The following is a 17795-nucleotide window of genomic DNA, read 5'->3' as shown; positions in this document are numbered from 1 at the left end:
AATCGTCCGGTCTACCCGACCAATAACTCCTCTCACACATAGCCCTTGCAGCTCTCTGACCCAATTTCCAGGAGTGAAAGGTGATCGAACGTGGTGTTCAGCTGCCTCAAGGCGCAACGACGAACCTTGCACCGTACTCCTAGGTAATCCCCATCCCGATCCTCGACGGAAGATAGGGGCGATGGACGGTGACTACTCAGGCACCGCTGGCAAGCCTTCCAAGGTCGGCAACCACGGCCTCCATGGGGTCGCTGTCGCGGATCAGCAGGCGCGCCTCTCCCTGGGCATTGAAGGCGAAGACAGCGCTGGAGTGCGACACATCATAGTTCCCTTCGCTGTCTTCTTCGCCATACCCGTAGGTCACCCGATAGCGGCGTGTCAGCTTATCGAGTGCCGCTTTATCCCCCGTGAGGCCGATGAACTGGGGGCCGAAGGCGTCGGTGTAGCTATCCAGTGTCTCGGCGTCATCGCGGCGAGGATCCACCGAGACGAAGAGCACCTGGATTTCATCACGCGCGGTTTCATCCATGCGTTGGGTGGCCGCGTCGAGACGCGAAAGGGTGGTCGGACAGACATCGGGGCAATGGGTGAAGCCGAAGAACAGCAGCGTCGTCTTGCCGAGGAACTGATCGGCGCTCACCGTATTCCCGTTCTCGTCGATGAGTTCGAACGCCAGGGAAGGCATCAGCCCCGAGATATCCTTGGTCTGCCAGTCTGGATCGCTGCAGCCTGCAATCCATAGCGTCACGAATAGTGCCATGATGCATTGGCGCATCCTGCTCCCCCTACTGTGCTGTCGGCGCCACGGCGCGGAACGTGACACCCTGTCGCTGATTGCCGGCGAAATGAAGATTCACCTCGACGTCGTCACCAACGACGAGGGGGCGAACCCGCTTCATGAGCATGAGATGGTAGCCACCAGGGGCGAATTCGACCTGCTCCCCCGCCGCCAGCTCCAGTTGGGCGACGGGCTCCATGCGGGTGACGCCATCCTGATTGACACTGCGGTGCATCATGACATTACCGAAAGCGGGGCTATCCGCTCCTGTCAGGGTGACGCCCTTCTCGCTGGTATTGGTGAGGGTGAAGTAGCCTGCCGCGGGCAGGTCCCCGGGCAGGAGCCGCAACCGCGCCTCGCTGACCTCCAGTTCGGCAGCCGCCAGCGTGCCGGTCGTCGCGATCAGCAGGAGGAAAATCGAGCACCAGCGTTTCGCCAGGCGCGGCAGACTAGGGTGTGGCGTGAGAGACATCAGCGGCATCCTCCTTGCGGGCATCACGGAACAGAAAGCTGAGAATGATCAGAACCCCGATGGCACTCATCATCGTGGCCGGTACCCAAGTCAACAGGCCACCGAGGAGCTGGTCAGTCAGAGGGTCCAGCGGCCAGGCGCGCCCGCATACCTCATAGACATCGAAAATGACACTCCGGCTGAAGACGATATAGGCCCCCAGCACGATCTGCGGCGGAATCACCACCAGCAGGATGGCGATGCGCTTGCCGTAACCGAGGCCGCCCTGCTGCGGCGTGCGGCGATCCAAGATCAACCACCAGAACAGCAACCCATCCAGCGCCATGCTCCAGTTCATCACTTGATACAGGTCGGTACTCAGCATCGCATCGAAGTGGACCTCGGGAATCAACCAGAAATAGATCAGCCCGACGAACAGTACGGGAGCGATCAGTGGATGTTGAAGCGTCCGGTATACAGGGCGCAGCAGGCGCGCGACCGGCCTCCATCCTGAAAAGTGCCTGATTCGGGTCGGCAAGCCGTCTGTCAGTACCGGCAGGGGGGCGGCCAGGGCAATCAGGAAGGGGCCGGCGTGATGCAGTACCAGATGCTGTGCCCGATGGGTAAAGAACATGTACTGGGCGAGGTAGTCGTAATGGGTCTGAGTGACGCCATAGATGGTGGCGACACCCAGCAGGTAGGCAAGGACTCGACCTGCGCCTGTGGCCTCGCCTCGCCGTCGGCGCTGCCGGAGGCCACGCAGGTAGAGCACGATGGCCAGCAGGCAGGCCCCCGACCAGGCCAGCGAGAACTCCCACGGCAGCAGGTAGCCCAGAGCAACGTCGAGGTCGATAGCCCGTCCCTCCCCAGAATCGGCATGCCAACGGTGAGACTAGAAGCCCACCGCGCCATGCGGCAAGGTGGGGCTATAAACGCAACGCCAATGGTCATGTAGAGCGCTATAGATCCTGGATCATCCGCGACCGACGTCAGCGTCACGAGACTGACAAGACTCGCCATGTTGTCGTCGTCATGGCCTGCTCAGCGCGATTTCTGCGTAGATACCCTGGTAGTCTGTGTCATGCGTTTTATCCGGATCCGACGCGGGCTCCGGCTTGGGATTCAGGGCTACCATGCGACCGCTGGGGTCATCCAACAGGCCGCGAAGCTGTTCATAATCGAAGCTCCAGCCCTCGGCCTTGTGTTGGTTGAGACGGGTGATGGTCTCTACCAACGTGGACATGCTGTTCCCCTCCCCCTCCAGAGGCGGGAATGCCTGAACCAGCGGTTGCCCTTCATGCCAGCCGATCTTGATGGGCTGGTTGACGATTCGGACCTGGGTGCCGGCGGGCACGCGGTCGAAGATCGACTCGATGTCCCCAGGGAACATGCGAATACAGCCACGACTGGCACGCATGCCGATACCATCCGGCTGGTTGGTCCCATGGATCAAGTAGCCATCGAATCCAAGGATAATGGCATGGTCTCCCAGCGGATTGTCCGGGCCTGGGGGCACCACGCTGGGTGCCTCTTCACCACGTGCCCTGGCTTCACGCTGGACCGACTCGGGTGGGTACCAGGCGGGGTTCTTGATGTTCATGGTGGTCTTGGTCACACCGAGGGGCGTATCGAAGCCCTCGCGACCGATGCCGATAGGATAGGTCTCGACACGTGGCGTCTCGTCGTCATCCACCTCGGGATAATAATAAAGGCGCAGCTCGGCGATGTTGATGACGATGCCAGTGCGCTCTGCAGGGGGCAGGATGAAGCGTCCGGGTATGGTCACCTCGGCACCCTCGCCGGGAATCCAGATGCTCACGTCCGGGTTGGCGCGCACGATCTCCCTGTACCCCAGGTTGTGCCGCCTGGCGATATCGAGCAGGGTATCTTCTCGATCCTCCACCGTTATGCGGTAGGTGTCGCCGATCACATTGCCTTGTTCAGGCAGCGGATAGTGGCCGAGGGGCCACTTGTTTTCCTCCTGGGCCTGAGCAACGCCGATGAACGCAAGCCAGCCTGCCAGCGCTCCCACCAGTGTGCGTGTTCGAAGCTGCCACCATGGAGATTTCCTTGCTGTGCCAGAGTGGGATTCGGATAACGCCATCATTCTCTCCCTTTTCGGCTGGACCCTTATCATCCAGACCGACGTGTGTTGAATCGCCATCCAGGCAGCACCAGTAAGGCGGCCAACAGCCAGGTGGGCCAGCTACCGGTTCGGGTGAACGGCGTGTTTCCCACCATGGGCAGCACCTCGCCGCGAAGGCTCGTCGCCTGGAACTGCGGTGCGCGGGCCGTGACACGGCCCTGAGGATCGACGATGGCGGTCACGCCGTTGCTGGTGGCGCGGATCAGGTACCGGCCGTTCTCCAGCGCACGCAGGCGGGCCATCTGCAGATGCTGCAGGGGGCCGATGGAGCGGCCGAACCAGGTGTCGTTGGAGACCGTCAGCAACAGCTCAGCATCGCGCGCCTGCTCGGCGACACGATCGGCATAGATGATCTCGTAGCAGATGGCGTTACCGATGGTGGTTCCGGCGGCGTGGATCGGCCCCTGAGCCTCGGCCCCGGGGGTCATGACCGGCATGGGCAAGTCGAAGAAAGCGATAGTGCCGGCGAGCAGGCGCTTCAGCGGCAGGTACTCGCCGAAAGGCACCAGACGCACCTTACGATACTGGCCCTCGGCGTTACCCAGGCCGATCACGCCGTTGTAGTTAGCGCCGCCGTCGCGCTGCAGGATGCCTGTGAGCAGGGCGGTGTCGGGCGACAGTTTGGACTGCACCCGCTCCAGTATGGGCCGCGCGTTCTCCTCGAACATCGGCAAGGCCGCCTCGGGCCAGACAATCAGGTCGAGGTCGTTGGACTGGGCAAGGGTCAACACCGTGTAGATACTGGCCGCCTCACGCTGGCCCTCGGGCGTCCACTTGATCGACTGGTCCAGGTTGCCCTGCAGCAGGGCGACTCCCAGCGGCTCGCCGGCCGGCGAGGTCCACTGGGACGGCAGGGCCAGGGGAGTCAGCCAGAGAGCGGCGATGGGCGCCGCGGCCCACCAGCGGCGGCGCAGGAGCTCCACGCCCAGGGTGCCTGTCAGGGCGGTGATCAGCGACAGGAAATAGACGCCGCCCACCGGGGCCCAGGCCGCCAGCGGCGAGTCCACTTGGGACGTGCCCAGCAGCAGCCAGGGAAACCCGGTAAACAGCCAGGTGCGCAGCCACTCGCTGAGTACCCAGGCGCCGGCGAAGCTGAGGAAGGCCAGGCGTGGGCCCGTGACGCGGCGATAGAGCCAGAAGGGCACGGCATAGAACAGCGCCAGGCTGGCCACGAACACACCGGTGAGGAAGAGCGCCAGGAGCGCCCCCGTATCGCCATAGTCGTGGATCGCGACGAAGACCCAGGAGGTACCGGAGCCGAACAGGCCCACGCCATAGCACCAACCGCGGAGGGCGGCTTGAGCGGGTGTCAGGGCATGGATGCCGACATAGACCAGGGCCACCGCCACCGGGCCCAGCCACCACAGCGTGAAGGGCGCGGCACTAAGGGTGGTCAACCCTCCGGCGGTCAGGGCCAGCAAACAGCCGAGGACCGGAGAGAGCCGTCCGAAAAGCGTCATGTCCCGGACTGGCGGGTTCTGTGCATCCATGCCGTCACTCGGACAACCTGGGGGAGGGACGTTCATGCAAGGCCGCCATCGCAAAGGTAATGACACCCAGGAACAGGGCGATATCCGCCAGGTTGAAGGCGGGCCAGTGCCACTCTCGCCAGTAGATGTCCAGGTAGTCCACCACATACCCTCGCGCCAGGCGGTCGATGCCATTACCCAGCGCGCCACCCAGCATCAAGCTGTACCCCAGCGCCTCCAGGCGGGGCCTGGGCCTGCACAACAGGAACGTCAGCACGATAGCCGCTATTCCTGTCAGGCAGAGGAAGAGGTAGCGCTGCCAGCCACCTGAATCGGCGAGGAAGCTGAAGGCCGCCCCCGTGTTCCACCAGTGACCCCAGTTGAAGAATGGGGTCAGCGGGATGGTCTGGCCATACGGCATCAGCGCCTGCACCAGTCCCTTGATGACCTGGTCGGCCAGGCCGACCATAACGGCCAGTGCCAACCAGTAGCGGCTCTGCGGCGCCATCGCTATCCGTTTCGTTCTCATGACGTGGCTGCCTGGTAGCGCGGGCTTGCCGAGCCGCTCATGGCGGTCCCTGGTGAGAAGCGATAGCCCAGCAGCCGCATGGCGTTCAGGGTCACCAGCACGGTGGCACCGGTATCCGCCATCACCGCGATCCACATGCCGGTGATGCCCAGCGCCGTGGTCACCAGGAAGATAGCCTTCAGGCCCAGCGCCAGGGCGACGTTGGTCTTGACGTTGCGCAGCGTGGCCCTAGACAGGTCGATCAGCTCGGCGATGCCGGTGACGCGGTTCTTGAGCAGGGCCGCATCCGCCGTTTCCAGTGCCACGTCGGTGCCGCCGCCCATGGCGATGCCGACATCGGCCGCCGCCAGTGCCGGGGCATCGTTGATCCCGTCGCCCACCTTGCCGACCGGCCCGCGTCCGGTGGCCTGCCATTGCTGCACGCGCCGGGCCTTGTCCTCGGGCATCAGCTCGCCATGGGCCTCGATGCCCAGCGAGCCACCGATGGCAGCGGCGGTACGCGCATTGTCACCACTGAGCATGACGGCCTCGACGCCGAGACGTGACAGGGCGGCGAGCCCCTCCCGGGCGTCCTCACGCGGCTCATCGCGAACGGCGATCAGTCCCAGGGGACGCTCGCTCTCGACCAGCAGGGCGAGACTCTTGCCGGCACCCTCCAGCTCGGCGATCCGGACGTTCAGGTCATGATCCAGCGTGACTCGCTCGGCCAGGTGGCGAGGCGTGACCAGGCCCAGCTCGCGCCCCTCGACCCGGCCGGCGACGCCCAAGCCCGACAGGGCGCGGCTCTCGCTGGCCAGGGGAAGCGACAGGCCCTGTTGCTGCGCATGGGCGAGGATGGCCGTGGCGATGGGATGGCTAGAATCACGTTCCATCGCGGCTGCCAGCCTCAGGATCTCGTTTTCGCCCTGGCCGGTGGCCCAGTCCTCCACGTCTGTGACACGGGGAGTGCCGGCGGTGAGGGTGCCGGTCTTGTCCAACGCCACCGTGCGCAGCTTGCCCAGCTGTTCGAGTACCGCGCCGCCCTTGATCAGCAGGCCCCGCCGGGCGCCCGCCGAGAGGCCGGCAGCGATCGCCGCGGGGGTCGAGATCACCAGGGCACAGGGGCAGGCGATCAACAGCAAGGCCAGGGCGCGATAGACCGATTCCGACCAGGCCATGGTCGAGACCAGCGGCGGCACCACCGCCATCAGCAGGGCGAGCCCCACCACCGCCGGCATGTAGTAGAACGCGAAGCGATCGATGAAGCGCGCCACCGGCGCCTTGGCGGCCTGGGCCTCTTCCACCAGGCGGATCACCCGGGCGATGGTGTTGTCCTCGGCGCCGCGGGTTACCTCCACCTCCAGGGCGGCATCGAGGTTGACCGTGCCGGCAAAGACGTCGTCCCCCGGGGCACGCGAGCGGGGCACCGACTCCCCGTTGATCGGTGACTCATCCAGGTCGGATTCGCCGGTCAGAATACGCCCATCGCAGGGCACGCGGTCGCCCGGTCGCACCAGGACTCGCTGCCCAGGCGTGAGCGAGGCGGCCGAGACCTCACGAGTATCCCCATCCTCCATCAGCCTCGCCGTGGACGGCGTCAGGTCCGCCAGGGCCGAGATGCTGCGTCGCGCCCGTGAGGCGGCCACGCCCTCCAGCAGTTCGCCCACGGCGAACAGGAAGACCACCACCGCCGCTTCGGCGGCGGCGTCGATAGCCAGGGCGCCCAGGGCGGCGATGCTCATCAGCATCTCGATGGTGAAGGGGTTGCGCATCTTCAGTGCGCCCCAGGCGCCCTGTGCGATGGGCACCAGACCCACCAGGGTGGCGGCGACGAAGGGCCAGCCTCCCAGTACCGGCCAGGTCATGCGAAGGACCAAGGCCAGAGCCAGCAGGCCCCCCGTGACGAGCACCAGGCGTCCTTTCGCGGTCTGCCACCAGGGCGCTGGGGGGGTATCTGACCCATCCTTCTCGGTATCGGCGGCAAGCCGGTAGCCAAGCTCGTTAAGGATCCGTTCGATCGTCTGGTGAGACGGGGCCGAGTGTGGTTGGGGGTGTACGGTGACCGACCCGGTCACCGAACTGGCCGATACCGCCTCGATGCCCTCCAGGCGGCCCAGCGCGGCTTCGACCTTGCGCTCGCAGCCACCACAGTCCATGCCTTCGACTCGTAGCGTGAAGCCCACTGACGTTGCCGTGGATGTCGAATTTTCCATGGTGACACTCCTGGCGATGGGTTATCTTCTGAAGGATAAACCTTGTAGCAACTATAGATTCAAGCCATTCAGGAGGGCTTCAGGATGGCGGAGACGAGCGATGCAATCGGCATCGGCGAACTGGCCCGGCGTGCCGGCTGCAAGCCCGAAACGGTTCGCTATTACGAGAGCATCGGGCTGGTGAGCGACGCGACACGTACCGAGGGCGGTCAACGCCGCTACGGAGAGGAGGCCGTCAGGCGGCTGACCTTCATTCGCCATGCTCGGGACTTCGGCTTCTCGGTGGAAGCGGTGCGTGAACTGCTGGCCATGTCAGACCAGCCCGACATGCCGTGTCAGGAGGTCGACGCCATTGCCAAGCACCACCTGGAGGAGGTCGAGTCGCGGTTGCAGCGGCTCTCCGCACTGCGTGACGAGCTCAAACGGATGGTCAGCCAGTGTGCCGGGGGGAAGGTCGAAAGCTGCCGGATCATCGAAGTGTTGAGCGATCATCAGCTTTGTATCAGCGACCAGGCCCACGGAGGCGCTCACGACCTGGGGTAGGCGCCTGGAAGGGTCGGCAAGCTAGCCCAGCGAGACATCCAGGAACAGCATGAGTACCAACCCCACCGAGAGCCCCAACGTCGCCTTGTTCTGGTGGCCACTTCGGTGGGTCTCGGGAATGATCTCATGGCTGATGACATAGAGCATGGCGCCGGCGGCGAAGGCCAGCCCCCAGGGGAGCAGCACTTGTGACATGCTGACGACTCCCGCACCTAGCAGGCCACCCAGCGGCTCTACCAGCCCGGTGAGGGAGGCAATGGTCCAGGATCGCCAGCGTGAATAGCCTTCACCCAGCAGTGCCACTGCCACCGCCAGGCCTTCCGGCGCATTCTGCAGGCCGATACCGATGGCAAGGGGAAGTCCCCCTTCGCTTCCCCCTGCTCCAAAAGCCACACCAACCGCCAGACCCTCTGGCAGGTTGTGGATCGTGATGGCAATGATGAACAGCCAGATTCGGCGAAGCGATGCTGCCTGTGGCCCTTCACGCCCCTGCTCGAAATGCTCGTGGGGGAGTCGCTCATTCAGCAGGGCGACCAGCCCCATCCCCATCAGTATCGACGCGCAGGCAATGACGGCAGGCAAGACGCTACCGCCATAGCGCAGTCCAGAGGCTTCCAGGGAGGGAATGATCAGTGAAAAGAAGGACGCCGCCAGCATGACACCGGCGGCGAATCCGAGTGCCAGGTCGCGAACGGCACGATCGGGCGCCTTGCTGATCAGGATAGGTAGCGCTCCGATCGCGGTCATCGAACCGGCGGCAAGACTACCCAAAAACCCCAGCGTGACTGGAGAGACACCTTCCATAGACCCTTCCCCTTTGGAGGGTTGGTACTGCAGGGAATGTTGAGTCACACGACGATAGCCATTATATGGCCACCGCTGCGTCTCATACAACAAGCCAGCCTGGCGGCCTATCGATTATCCAAGGCGACCAGACCAGACGTACCGATGGCTTTTTTCAGACGACCACGAGCCTCGAAGAGCGCGCTTCGATAATCCTGGGGTGTCGGTGACTCCCCCAGAATGATGCGCTGCCCCTCCTCCAGGGGATCGACAGGTCGGTCACCCACTCTCACTTCGTAGTGCAGGTTGGGCCCCGTGGTGAGTCCGGAGGCCCCGACTTCACCCAGCGTGTCGCCGGCATTGATGGCGTCCCCGACCGACAGGCCGGAGGCGAAGCGACTGAGATGCGTATAGCGACTGAGAGTGCCCCTCTCGTGCTCTACCTCCACGACACGACCATAACCTCCCCGGCGACCGACGAAGGAGACCCGCCCCGGCGCCGTCGCCATGACTGGGGTGCCGCGAGGGGCGGCAAGGTCGACGCCGTCATGACGACGTACCCCACCGTAAACGGGATGGCGTCGATTGCCGAAGGCGGACGTCAGGCGTGCGCCGAGCACCGGGAACCGCTTCGTCTCCACAAGGCTACCGTCCTTGAAGAGCATCACGGTGGCTCTCTGGTCCGTCGGCCATACCATCTCCAGTCGTGCCGACGGGTCAGCCAATCCCATATAGGTCAGACGGGGAGGCCCGACTCGCGTGCCATCCTCTCGGCGATCCTCTTCCCACAGTAACTGCAGGCGCTCCGCGCCCGAGATATCTCGGGCTGTGTCCATGAGTCCGCCTAGCAGCACCTCGAGGTCCATGGCGAAACGCGTGGGTATCCCCTCTGCCGCCAAGGCGGCATAAAGTGACGTTTCGATGTCCACTTCACGGCCCAGAGTCAGGGTGTCGAGACGAGGCGGGACAATCCGCGTCGACGGCCGCTCCCCCAGTGTAACGACGTATTGAATACCCGAGTCACGCTCGATGGCCACCGACACCGGCTGTCCGGTCGTCAGAGAGGTGACAGTGAGACGGTCTCCAGGCCGCAAGCGTCTTGGGTCGAACCTCTCCGCCAGCGATGTCGACGCTTGGGTGCGCGTCTCGGCATTCACGCCAAGCTGCTGCAGCAGTGCGTTCAGGGTATCCCCAGGCGCCACGGTTAGCTCCTGGGCGACGCTCTCGGGTGGCTGAACGGCCAAGGGCGCTGAGCCCCTCTGTGTGAGAGCCTGTGCCCTGGTCGATGCCGGTTCGCTCGGGGATAGCAAGGTGTTCTCTTGCCAATGGGCCTCGGCCAGCAGAGGGCCCAGACCCACCAATCCTAGCAGCAACCAGCGCCGTGTCATGACGCATCGTCCTCGCCAGCGACCTCGGTCACCTCACGATTGACGGCGTCGACCAGTTCCTGCATGCCGAAGGGGTCCAACAGCTCACCATTGACGAAAAAGGTCGGCGTCTGGCGGATCTGGTTGGCCTTGACGTCTTCCTTGTCCTGGTCAATGACCGCTTGTACCTCGGGGGAGTCAAGTTGTTCCTCTGCTGCAGCCCTGTCCAGACCGGCCTCGCTGGCGATATCCAGAATAGCGGCCTCATCGAAGCTGCCATGAGCCGCCCACTGGCTCTGCCGGGCCAGCAACGCCTCCAGCACCGGCTGGAAGACGTCCTGGCGCCTGGCGACTTCCAGCACGCGAATGGCGGTATCGGACACGTCTCCGTGGAAGGGCGTGTAGCGCACCACCAACCGCACCTGGTCGGGATACTCTTCCTGGATGCGCTTGGTCAGCGGATAGAAGGCACGGCAGGCCTCACAGGCCGGGTCGAAGAACTCCACGATGGTCACCGGCGCTTCTTCCGGCCCCAGAATAGGCGAGTGTGAGCGCACCAGAGAGTTTTCGGCCTGAGCGCCATCCTGGCTGGCCGCCTCGGCGCCCATGCCCAACAACGAGGGTCTCGCTACGATCACGATGAGGGCGGTCAGCATCAACGCGCCAACCAGGATAAACGTCGCTTTTTTGTACATTGACTTCTCCAATTCAAGTGGTTAAGCGGAAAGCAAGACCAGAGAGCTGCTGAGTAGATCTCAACCGCTGTTGGGTGCCTAAGTCGGCGAATAGTGACGTGTCATCCATGCCCATAAAGATTGGCTCTCTGATGCGCATGATCAATATGCTCGAATTCCAAGCTGGAGTGGCCAATGTCAAAGCGCGCTTTTAGCTGAGCCTTGATATCCGCCTTGATCGCCTCAAGCTGCTGCCAGCCGGCTTCCGTGAGCACCACGTGACAGTCAAGCGCGGCAGTGCTTTCCTGCATTTGCCATAGGTGGACATGATGTACATCCTGGACACCCTCGACGTCACGCAGCGCATCAATGACTGATTGGCCGTCGATATCGGGTGGCGATCCCAACATCAGTGTCCGGATAGGGCCACCAATCTCCGTAAAGGCGAGATAAAGAATATAGAGCGCAATGCCGATCGTAATCGCGGGGTCTACCCAGCGCATGTCGTATAGCAGAATCAGCGAGCCCCCAATGATCACGGCGAGGGACGCAAGCGCATCAGATAGGTTGTGCAGAAACAGGGCCCGAATATTGACGCTATGCTTTTGCATCGACCAGGTAAGCAAGGCCGTGAGCGCGTCGACTGCTAAGGCGACGGCACCGATGACAACGATGATCCAGCCCTGAACCGCTGGCGGGTCGATCATGCGCATCACGCCTTCATAAATTAGATAAAACCCAACAAGAATGAGAGTAGTGTAGTTGATCAGCGCCGCCACAATCTCGATTCGTCCATAGCCAAACGTCATCTGTGAGTCTGGCGGTCGTCTTGCTATCTTGCGGGCCGCAAAGGCAATGACGAGCGCCGCCATGTCGGAAAAATTATGCAGCGCATCCGCGATCAGCGAGAGGCTTCCCGCCAGGATACCCCCAACAATCTGAGCAACGGTCAATATCCCGTTGGCCCAGATGGCGATGCTCACCCGACGGTCACCAGAGGTGGGGTCAAGATGGGGATGATCGTGATGATGTTCCATGCGTCGTCCTTGTGGTGTCACCTGGAGACCCGGCAGTATAAAACCTATAGCAACTCAAGCTTCAAGCCCGAATTCTAATGAAGACCGAGCCAAGGCTAAGCGTATGGAACTTTGCATAGTGGGCGCTGTACCAGACATGGTTACCATCTCCCATGCCCCGGAAGGAGCCCATTGTGATACCTAAGCCTCACCCGCACACCTGGCTGATGAGCCTAGCTTTACTCTTGATGCTGGCGACGCCAGCCCTCGCCGAACCACGGCTGCCAGACTTCACAGAGTTGGTCGACAAGGCCGCGCCAGCCGTCGTCAACATCTCCACCTCACGGGAGATCGAGAGGTCCATGACATCCTCTCGGCAGTTTGGGGGGCAGGAGGTGCCGGAGATCTTTCGAGAGTTCTTCGGCGACCGCATCCCGATGCCACCCGGCGGTGCGCCCAATCGCAATGAGGAGCCACGTCAGTCACTGGGATCGGGCTTCATCTTCGATGAAGACGGCTACATCATGACCAACGCCCACGTGGTCAAGGACGCCGATAAGATCCTGGTGCGCCTGAATGGCCGGCGTGAGCTCGAGGCTGAGCTGGTCGGTGCTGATGAAAAAACCGACGTGGCGGTCCTCAAAGTCGAGGCGGACAATCTGCCGACCCTGGAGCTCGGTGAGTCCACCGATCTCAAGGTCGGCCAGTGGGTCGCCGCCATCGGCTCCCCCTTCGGCTTCGATCACTCGGTGACGTCCGGGATCATCAGCGCCATCAACCGCACCCTGCCTCAGGACGTCTATGTCCCCTTCATCCAGACCGACGTGGCGATTAATCCGGGTAACTCCGGAGGACCGCTCTTCAACCTGGATGGTGAAGTCGTGGGCATCAACTCCCAGATCTTGACCCGCAGCGGTGGCTACATGGGCCTCTCCTTCGCCATCCCCATCGATGTAGCACTGGATGTCGCCAACCAGCTGCGCGAAGAGGGTTACGTGAGCCGCGGCTGGCTGGGGGTCAGCATCCAGCCGGTGTCCAAGGACCTGGCGGAGTCCTTCGGCATGGAACAGGCCGAGGGTGCCTTGATCGCCGAGCTTGAGCCCGGCAGCCCTGGGGCGGAAGGCGGCCTCAAGGCCGGTGATGTCATCCTTGAGGTGAACGGCCAGGAAGTGGACCACTCCACCACGCTGCCGCGCCTGGTCGGTCAGACGAGTCCGGGGGAAGAGGTCGAGCTCAGGGTGCTGCGCGATGGTCAGCAGGAGACCATCACGGTGGAAGTTGGCGAGTGGCCGGATGCCGGTGCCGATCAGGCCGAGGGCGACCCGGTGCGCCTCGGGATCGTGGTTCAGCCGCTGAGTAGCATGGAGAAGCGCCGGCTTGGCATTGATCACGGGGTGCGCATCGCCAAGGTCGATCCGACCGGCCATGCCGCTGCCGCCGGCATTCGCCCCGGCGATGTGCTGGTCAGCCTGGGCCAGCAACCGATAGAGAGCCCGGAACAGCTGACGGAGTTGCTGACCAACCTGCCGGACGACCAAACGGTGCCGGTTCTTCTCAACCGCGACGGCCGTGCCTATTTCGTGGCCCTGCGAGTGGGCAATGGTGACTGACCGCGACTGAGTAGCGTTCAATACATCAGCACAGCGGCGCCCTGGCGAGTAGGATCGCTGGGGCGCTTCTTCAGAATCTCGTGCATTCTAATGCGCAGCTAGGTGGCCTACTCATTAAAAGAGTACCGCCAACCATCCGGCGGTGTTTTAGTTCAATTTTTTGTGCCCCAATGGCTGATTTCTTGTCAAGCTCCCACGCCACAGGGCACGTTCCCGCGAAGCCATGGTTAAAGCAACATCGAGGCTCTATCAAAGCCCAGTGTAGGCAGGATTTTGCTATGTTGTTGCCGGTGTGCTTTTTCCCTTGTTGACGAAGCTCCACCTCCACTATGTGCTGGATGAGTGGTAAAAAAAACGGAGGTATCCGGATTAAATGGTTTATAGAGCCTCCCTGCTCCCTGAACCCTTAATCCTCCCAGAAGGTTGAGAGATCGACGCCGTAGTTCTTCTCGGCCTCGGGGAGACCCATGTTGTAGGTCATGGTGGCTCTGCCTAGGAACGGGGATTCCTTGGCCTGCGGCGCTTTCTTCTTATGCTTGGTGGTGTAGAGCATCCGGGCTCGCATCACCTCGAACGAATAGCCTCGGCCATCGCGGTTCTTGTCCTTGGCCAAGCGGTTGATCGACTCCGTGAAGGCGTTGGTGATCGGGATGTCGGTCTCGAAGTAGGTCAGCATCTCCTCTCGCCAGCCACTGACGGCAATGACGAGATCCTTCCAGACCTCCTTCTGCCCTTGCGGAATGTCGTCAATCCAGCGTGCCAGCGCCTTCTCGGCATCGCGCCGGCTGGTGCAGTCCCAGATGTGGAAGAACCGCTCTTTGTGCTCATAGGCCTCCAGGAGTTGGGGGAAGGCTCCCGTCCAGGTTTCCATGATGAGATGTTCGCGGTCTGTGAGGTCGTGAGCCCGCTTCAGCAAGATCTTCCGGTCACCTTTGAGAGTTCGCCGTTGATTGGCTGTCAGGTCTTTCCTGAGGCCCTTGCGAATCTTCTCTAGCGCCTCGTTGGCCATGCGCACCACATGGAACTTATCGACCACGATACGAGCCTGTGGCAATACCGCCTGAACGGCGCGACGGTAGGGCTTCCACATGTCCATGCTGACGATCTCTACCTTGTGGCGGTCGGTCATGTTCATGAGTCGCCTTGTTACTGCGTCCTGCTGTCGGCCGGGCAGTAGGTCCAGCAGGGTGCGTTCCTCCAGATTGGTCAGGATGCAGCGGTAGCGACGGTTCAGGTACAGCTCATCGATGCCCAAAAAACGGGGCGTCTCAAAGCGGTGCCAAGCCGCCAAGAACTCGGCCTTCTTCCTAAAGATCTCGCGGATGGTCTTCTCGTCGAGCCCCGTGGTATCGGCAACGTAGGCGTAGGGGTGGTTAAAGGCTTCCTTCTCGACGTGGTTGTATAACCTCCGGGTCATGCGCTGGTTGTCCATCATCTCGGGAAGCGCTGGGCGAAATGTCTTTCCGCAGGCCCGGCAAGTGTAGCGACGACGGACCACCCATAGAGTGACACGCTTGCCGTGGATGGGTAGATCTCGGTAAGCCACATCGCGCTTGCCGAACCTGACGAACTCTCCCTCTACGCCGCACTCCTTGCAGGCCACCGGGACCGGAGCTTCAAGCTGAAAGTGGAGATCATGCTCTTCCGTCTTTGTACCCAGGATGCGGTATTCCGGTAGGTGAAGAATGTTGTCGGCCAAAATGGTCATACAAACGTTCCTTGTGCCTCTTTGTCATGTCACGACGGCCATTTCGTGTGGTGGCCATCGATGACAAAGATGTGCCGATGCCTGCCCCTCGGGTGATGGTGAGGATGGCGATGCGGTTCAGGCCCCTCCCAGCCCTCATGTTCATGCTGGTGGTGGTCGTCATGGTAATGCAGGTGGGAGTGCTCCACAGGAGCATGGTCATGCTCGAGCGCCACCGGGTCCCGTGACGGCCAGACACGGGTCGCGAGCGCCGTAGACACCAGAGCAATCGTCCCCAGCAGGGCGAAGGTCTCGATCAGGCCCGCCTGCGACCCGAACCAGCCGGCCAGCGGATAGGCCACCAGCCAGCAGCCATGCGACAGAGAGAACTGCGCGGCGAACAACGCCGGCCGGTCCTCTGAGTGACACGATTGCTTGAGCAGGCGACCGGTGGGCGTCATGACCAGCGAGGCGCCGGCGCCTAGCAGAAACCACAGCCCCATCAGGCCGATAAATCCGGGAGCGAGCAGCCCAAGGAACAGGCTCACCGTCATCAACGTACCGCCCGCGAGCATGACCGGGCGCTCACGCACGCGCTCCAGAACCTTCGGCAGTAGCAGGGCCACCAGCATCGAACCGCCCCCCACCGCCGCGAAGGCCATGGCGACCGCCTGCTCGCCCAGGCCAAGGGTGGAGCGGACGTAGACCACGGTATTGACGATCTGCATGGCCCCTGCGGCCGAAACTGCCATGTTCAGGGCCAGCAGCCCGCGCAGCCGAGGCGTCTTCAGGTAGATTCTCATGCCGTGGGAGACCTTGCGCCACACGCTCGGCGACTCGTCCTCCGCCGCCTGGGGCGACGGCAGCACCACCGAGACGACCAGGCCGGCCGAGATCAGGAAGGCCAGGCCGTTGAGCAGGAACAGCACATCGAAGCTCATCACCATCAGCAGCACCGCGGCTGCCATGGGGCTTAGCAGGTTCTCGAGGTCATAGGCGAGTCGCGACAGCGACAGCGCCCGGGTGTACTGCCTCTCGTCCTCGAGGAGATCTGGGATCGTCGCCTGAAAGACCGGGGTGAAGCCTGCCGAGGCGGCGTTGAGCAGGAAAATCAGCACATAAATCTGCCAGACTTCGGCGACGAAGGGCAACGCACAGACCACGGAGGCCCGCAGCAGGTCCAGGCCGACCAGCAGCGTGCGGCGCGGCAGACGGGAGGCGTAGGCCCCGGCTAGTGGTGCGATGCACACATAGGCCACCATCTTGATGGCCAGTGCCGTGCCCAGAACGACACCCGCCTGTCCCGCCGCCAGGTCATGAGCCAGCAGCGCTAGGGCGACCGTCGTCAGCCCGGTGCCGGCGAGGGCGGTGACCTGGGCCAGGAACAGGTGGCGGTAGCGACGGTGACTCAGCACTTCGAGCATGCGGTTCTCCTTGCGACGAGAGAGCGGTTACAGGTAGCGAACGATCGCCTTGAAGTCGTCGACGTGGGCGCTCTGCGCCGGGTCCTGGGGGGCGATCGCTGCGTCCAGGCAGTGGTCGATATGATCCTGAATGAGGGTCCGCTTGGCCTGCTGAATCGCCTTCTCCACGGCGTGAAGCTGCTGGGCCAACTCCAGGCAAGGGCGCCCGTCCTCGATCATCCGGGTCACGCTCTCCAAGTGCCCGCCCGCACGCTTCAGGCGCTTGATAATGTCGGGATGCGACTGGTGGGTGTGTGATGTCATGGTCCGTTCCTTGTTGGTATTCCTATCCCCCTGGGGGGGATGTTAAGCTCCCGGGCGCTGTCGTGCCAATGCCCCATGGGGAAACGGCCCGATAGCGCCTAACTCCCGGTTTTCCGCTCTGGTGCTGATCTGTCCCTATGCTCAACCGCCTGTGCCATCGCCTCGGTCACCTGATCCTGCTGCTGCTGATCGCGCAGGGGCTGGTCATGTCCGGCATCGGCGAGATACGCGCGCATGGGCTGGTCGACTCGGCAGCGGTCGAGCACTCGCTTCAGGGAGAACTCCAGGCAGTGCATGGCCATGCGCACGGCCACGCGCATGTGTCGACCGACCACCAGCCGCTGCCGCATGACAGCGGTAGCCACTTCCACGAGACGGCGGGTCGGGTCACGGACGGGATCGTCGTGGCGCCCCTGATCCCCAGCACCATCCGGAGGCAGCAGCGGGATGGCCGCCCGCTTCGCCGTGCCTTCCGGCTCGAGCGTCCTCCACGGCCGGTCATCGCGGCATGACCGGGGTCGCCCGCTGGGTGACCATGATTCGATACCTAAACCGTGGAGAGTTTCATGTTTCCCTCATCGATGAGGGGCGTGTGCGGCGTGCCTGACAAGGCCCGACACTTCGCCCTGACCCTGTTCGCCCTGCTGGTATTGCTCCTAGGAGCCAGCGGCGATGCCCTGGCCCATGCCGTCGCGGAAGGCGACAAGGGCTATATCCAGGAGATCTACGGCATCCACCTGATGTCGTTCATCTACCTCGGCGCCAAGCACATGGTGACGGGGTACGACCACATCTTGTTTCTGCTAGCAGTCTGTCGGACTTG

At 62.9% G+C, this 17795-nt stretch carries 18 protein-coding genes; 4 read left to right on the top strand and 14 right to left on the bottom strand.

Features of this window, described 5'->3' with window-relative positions; genetic code table 11:
* Positions 1 to 196: 196 nt before the first annotated feature.
* The 7 genes from Q673_RS33340 to Q673_RS33310 form a co-directional block, all read right to left on the bottom strand.
* Positions 197 to 760 (bottom strand): SCO family protein, encoded by a 564-nt coding sequence (locus Q673_RS33340; protein WP_235048538.1) that lies wholly within the window; start codon positions 758 to 760, stop codon positions 197 to 199.
* A 25-nt stretch (positions 761 to 785) separates the two neighbouring features.
* Positions 786 to 1250, bottom strand: a complete 465-nt coding sequence (locus Q673_RS33335; protein WP_023007123.1) for a copper chaperone PCu(A)C — start codon at positions 1248 to 1250, stop codon at positions 786 to 788.
* The gene (locus Q673_RS33330) at positions 1228 to 2001 is read right to left on the bottom strand and encodes a cytochrome c oxidase assembly protein (protein ID WP_023007122.1); all 774 of its coding nucleotides are present in this window, start codon (positions 1999 to 2001) and stop codon (positions 1228 to 1230) included. The genes Q673_RS33335 and Q673_RS33330 overlap by 23 nt, the downstream gene beginning before the upstream one ends.
* A gap of 258 nt (positions 2002 to 2259) precedes the next feature.
* Entirely contained in the window at positions 2260 to 3333 is a 1074-nt protein-coding gene (locus Q673_RS33325) for a L,D-transpeptidase family protein (protein ID WP_052004302.1), read from the bottom strand.
* A gap of 29 nt (positions 3334 to 3362) precedes the next feature.
* Positions 3363 to 4865 carry an apolipoprotein N-acyltransferase gene (gene lnt / locus Q673_RS33320; RefSeq protein WP_031218645.1) on the bottom strand — a complete coding sequence of 501 codons (1503 nt, stop codon included), beginning with the start codon at positions 4863 to 4865 and terminating at the stop codon, positions 3363 to 3365.
* A gap of 4 nt (positions 4866 to 4869) precedes the next feature.
* Entirely contained in the window at positions 4870 to 5352 is a 483-nt protein-coding gene (lspA, locus tag Q673_RS33315) for a signal peptidase II (protein ID WP_023007119.1), read from the bottom strand.
* Positions 5353 to 5369: 17 nt separating this feature from the next.
* Positions 5370 to 7565 (bottom strand): heavy metal translocating P-type ATPase, encoded by a 2196-nt coding sequence (locus tag Q673_RS33310; protein WP_043525355.1) that lies wholly within the window; start codon positions 7563 to 7565, stop codon positions 5370 to 5372.
* An 84-nt stretch (positions 7566 to 7649) separates the two neighbouring features.
* Between Q673_RS33310 and Q673_RS33305 the strand changes: the two genes are divergently transcribed.
* Positions 7650 to 8108, top strand: coding sequence for a MerR family transcriptional regulator (locus Q673_RS33305; protein WP_023007117.1), 459 nt, complete (start codon positions 7650 to 7652; stop codon positions 8106 to 8108).
* Positions 8109 to 8129: 21 nt separating this feature from the next.
* Here the strand turns inward: Q673_RS33305 and Q673_RS33300 are convergent, their stop codons facing one another.
* From Q673_RS33300 to Q673_RS33290, 4 genes are all read right to left on the bottom strand, one after another.
* Positions 8130 to 8912 (bottom strand): ZIP family metal transporter, encoded by a 783-nt coding sequence (locus tag Q673_RS33300; protein WP_023007116.1) that lies wholly within the window; start codon positions 8910 to 8912, stop codon positions 8130 to 8132.
* A gap of 107 nt (positions 8913 to 9019) precedes the next feature.
* Complete coding sequence (locus tag Q673_RS0118725) at positions 9020 to 10093, bottom strand: M23 family metallopeptidase (RefSeq protein WP_161629684.1); 1074 nt, start codon at positions 10091 to 10093, stop codon at positions 9020 to 9022.
* A gap of 182 nt (positions 10094 to 10275) precedes the next feature.
* A complete protein-coding gene (locus Q673_RS33295) occupies positions 10276 to 10953 on the bottom strand; it encodes a DsbA family protein (RefSeq protein ID WP_023007114.1) in 678 nt (225 codons plus the stop codon).
* Positions 10954 to 11054: 101 nt separating this feature from the next.
* Entirely contained in the window at positions 11055 to 11969 is a 915-nt protein-coding gene (locus Q673_RS33290; protein WP_031218639.1) for a cation diffusion facilitator family transporter, read from the bottom strand.
* Between the two features lie 227 nt (positions 11970 to 12196).
* On the opposite strand from Q673_RS33290, the gene Q673_RS33285 reads away from it, so the two are divergent.
* Entirely contained in the window at positions 12197 to 13558 is a 1362-nt protein-coding gene (locus Q673_RS33285) for a DegQ family serine endoprotease (protein WP_235048539.1), read from the top strand.
* A 406-nt stretch (positions 13559 to 13964) separates the two neighbouring features.
* Here the strand turns inward: Q673_RS33285 and Q673_RS33280 are convergent, their stop codons facing one another.
* The 3 genes from Q673_RS33280 to Q673_RS33270 are packed head-to-tail and all read right to left on the bottom strand — an operon-like array spanning position 13965 to position 16972.
* On the bottom strand, positions 13965 to 15266 hold the full coding sequence (locus tag Q673_RS33280) for an ISL3 family transposase (RefSeq protein WP_023007109.1): 1302 nt from the start codon (positions 15264 to 15266) through the stop codon (positions 13965 to 13967).
* Positions 15267 to 15295: 29 nt separating this feature from the next.
* Positions 15296 to 16669: an MFS transporter gene (locus Q673_RS33275; RefSeq protein WP_023007108.1), complete on the bottom strand. Its 1374-nt coding sequence runs from the start codon at positions 16667 to 16669 to the stop codon at positions 15296 to 15298.
* Positions 16670 to 16696: 27 nt separating this feature from the next.
* Positions 16697 to 16972, bottom strand: coding sequence for a metal-sensing transcriptional repressor (locus Q673_RS33270; RefSeq protein WP_023007107.1), 276 nt, complete (start codon positions 16970 to 16972; stop codon positions 16697 to 16699).
* Between the two features lie 137 nt (positions 16973 to 17109).
* Here Q673_RS33270 and Q673_RS33265 point away from each other — a divergent pair, with 137 nt between their 5' ends.
* Together Q673_RS33265 and Q673_RS0118720 are read left to right on the top strand one after the other, a co-directional pair.
* A complete protein-coding gene (locus Q673_RS33265; RefSeq protein WP_023007106.1) occupies positions 17110 to 17484 on the top strand; it encodes a hypothetical protein in 375 nt (124 codons plus the stop codon).
* 54 nt (positions 17485 to 17538) lie between these two features.
* A partial coding sequence (locus Q673_RS0118720) for a HupE/UreJ family protein (protein ID WP_031218635.1) occupies positions 17539 to 17795 on the top strand: 257 nt, incomplete at its 3' end.

Source organism: Halomonas sp. PBN3, from assembly GCF_000475415.1.
Taxonomy (GTDB): domain Bacteria; phylum Pseudomonadota; class Gammaproteobacteria; order Pseudomonadales; family Halomonadaceae; genus Halomonas; species Halomonas shengliensis.
The sequence above is the reverse complement of the archived record's forward strand: the minus strand, read 5'-3'. Positions and strand labels throughout refer to the sequence as shown.

What these genes read in the sequence shown, in the direction of transcription:
- Q673_RS33285 (WP_235048539.1), top strand. Translation starts at nt 12,197, where the DNA reads ATGCTGGCGACGCCAGCCCTCGCCGAACCACGGCTGCCAGACTTCACA.
- Q673_RS33270 (WP_023007107.1), bottom strand. Translation starts at nt 16,972, where the DNA reads ATGACATCACACACCCACCAGTCGCATCCCGACATTATCAAGCGCCTG.
- Q673_RS33340 (WP_235048538.1), bottom strand. Translation starts at nt 760, where the DNA reads ATGGCACTATTCGTGACGCTATGGATTGCAGGCTGCAGCGATCCAGAC.
- Q673_RS33300 (WP_023007116.1), bottom strand. Translation starts at nt 8,912, where the DNA reads ATGGAAGGTGTCTCTCCAGTCACGCTGGGGTTTTTGGGTAGTCTTGCC.
- Q673_RS33325 (WP_052004302.1), bottom strand. Translation starts at nt 3,333, where the DNA reads ATGGCGTTATCCGAATCCCACTCTGGCACAGCAAGGAAATCTCCATGG.
- Q673_RS33295 (WP_023007114.1), bottom strand. Translation starts at nt 10,953, where the DNA reads ATGTACAAAAAAGCGACGTTTATCCTGGTTGGCGCGTTGATGCTGACC.
- Q673_RS33290 (WP_031218639.1), bottom strand. Translation starts at nt 11,969, where the DNA reads ATGGAACATCATCACGATCATCCCCATCTTGACCCCACCTCTGGTGAC.
- Q673_RS33280 (WP_023007109.1), bottom strand. Translation starts at nt 15,266, where the DNA reads ATGACCATTTTGGCCGACAACATTCTTCACCTACCGGAATACCGCATC.
- Q673_RS33265 (WP_023007106.1), top strand. Translation starts at nt 17,110, where the DNA reads ATGCTCAACCGCCTGTGCCATCGCCTCGGTCACCTGATCCTGCTGCTG.
- Q673_RS33335 (WP_023007123.1), bottom strand. Translation starts at nt 1,250, where the DNA reads ATGTCTCTCACGCCACACCCTAGTCTGCCGCGCCTGGCGAAACGCTGG.
- lspA (WP_023007119.1), bottom strand. Translation starts at nt 5,352, where the DNA reads ATGGCGCCGCAGAGCCGCTACTGGTTGGCACTGGCCGTTATGGTCGGC.
- Q673_RS33275 (WP_023007108.1), bottom strand. Translation starts at nt 16,669, where the DNA reads ATGCTCGAAGTGCTGAGTCACCGTCGCTACCGCCACCTGTTCCTGGCC.
- lnt (WP_031218645.1), bottom strand. Translation starts at nt 4,865, where the DNA reads ATGGATGCACAGAACCCGCCAGTCCGGGACATGACGCTTTTCGGACGG.
- Q673_RS33305 (WP_023007117.1), top strand. Translation starts at nt 7,650, where the DNA reads ATGGCGGAGACGAGCGATGCAATCGGCATCGGCGAACTGGCCCGGCGT.
- Q673_RS33310 (WP_043525355.1), bottom strand. Translation starts at nt 7,565, where the DNA reads ATGGAAAATTCGACATCCACGGCAACGTCAGTGGGCTTCACGCTACGA.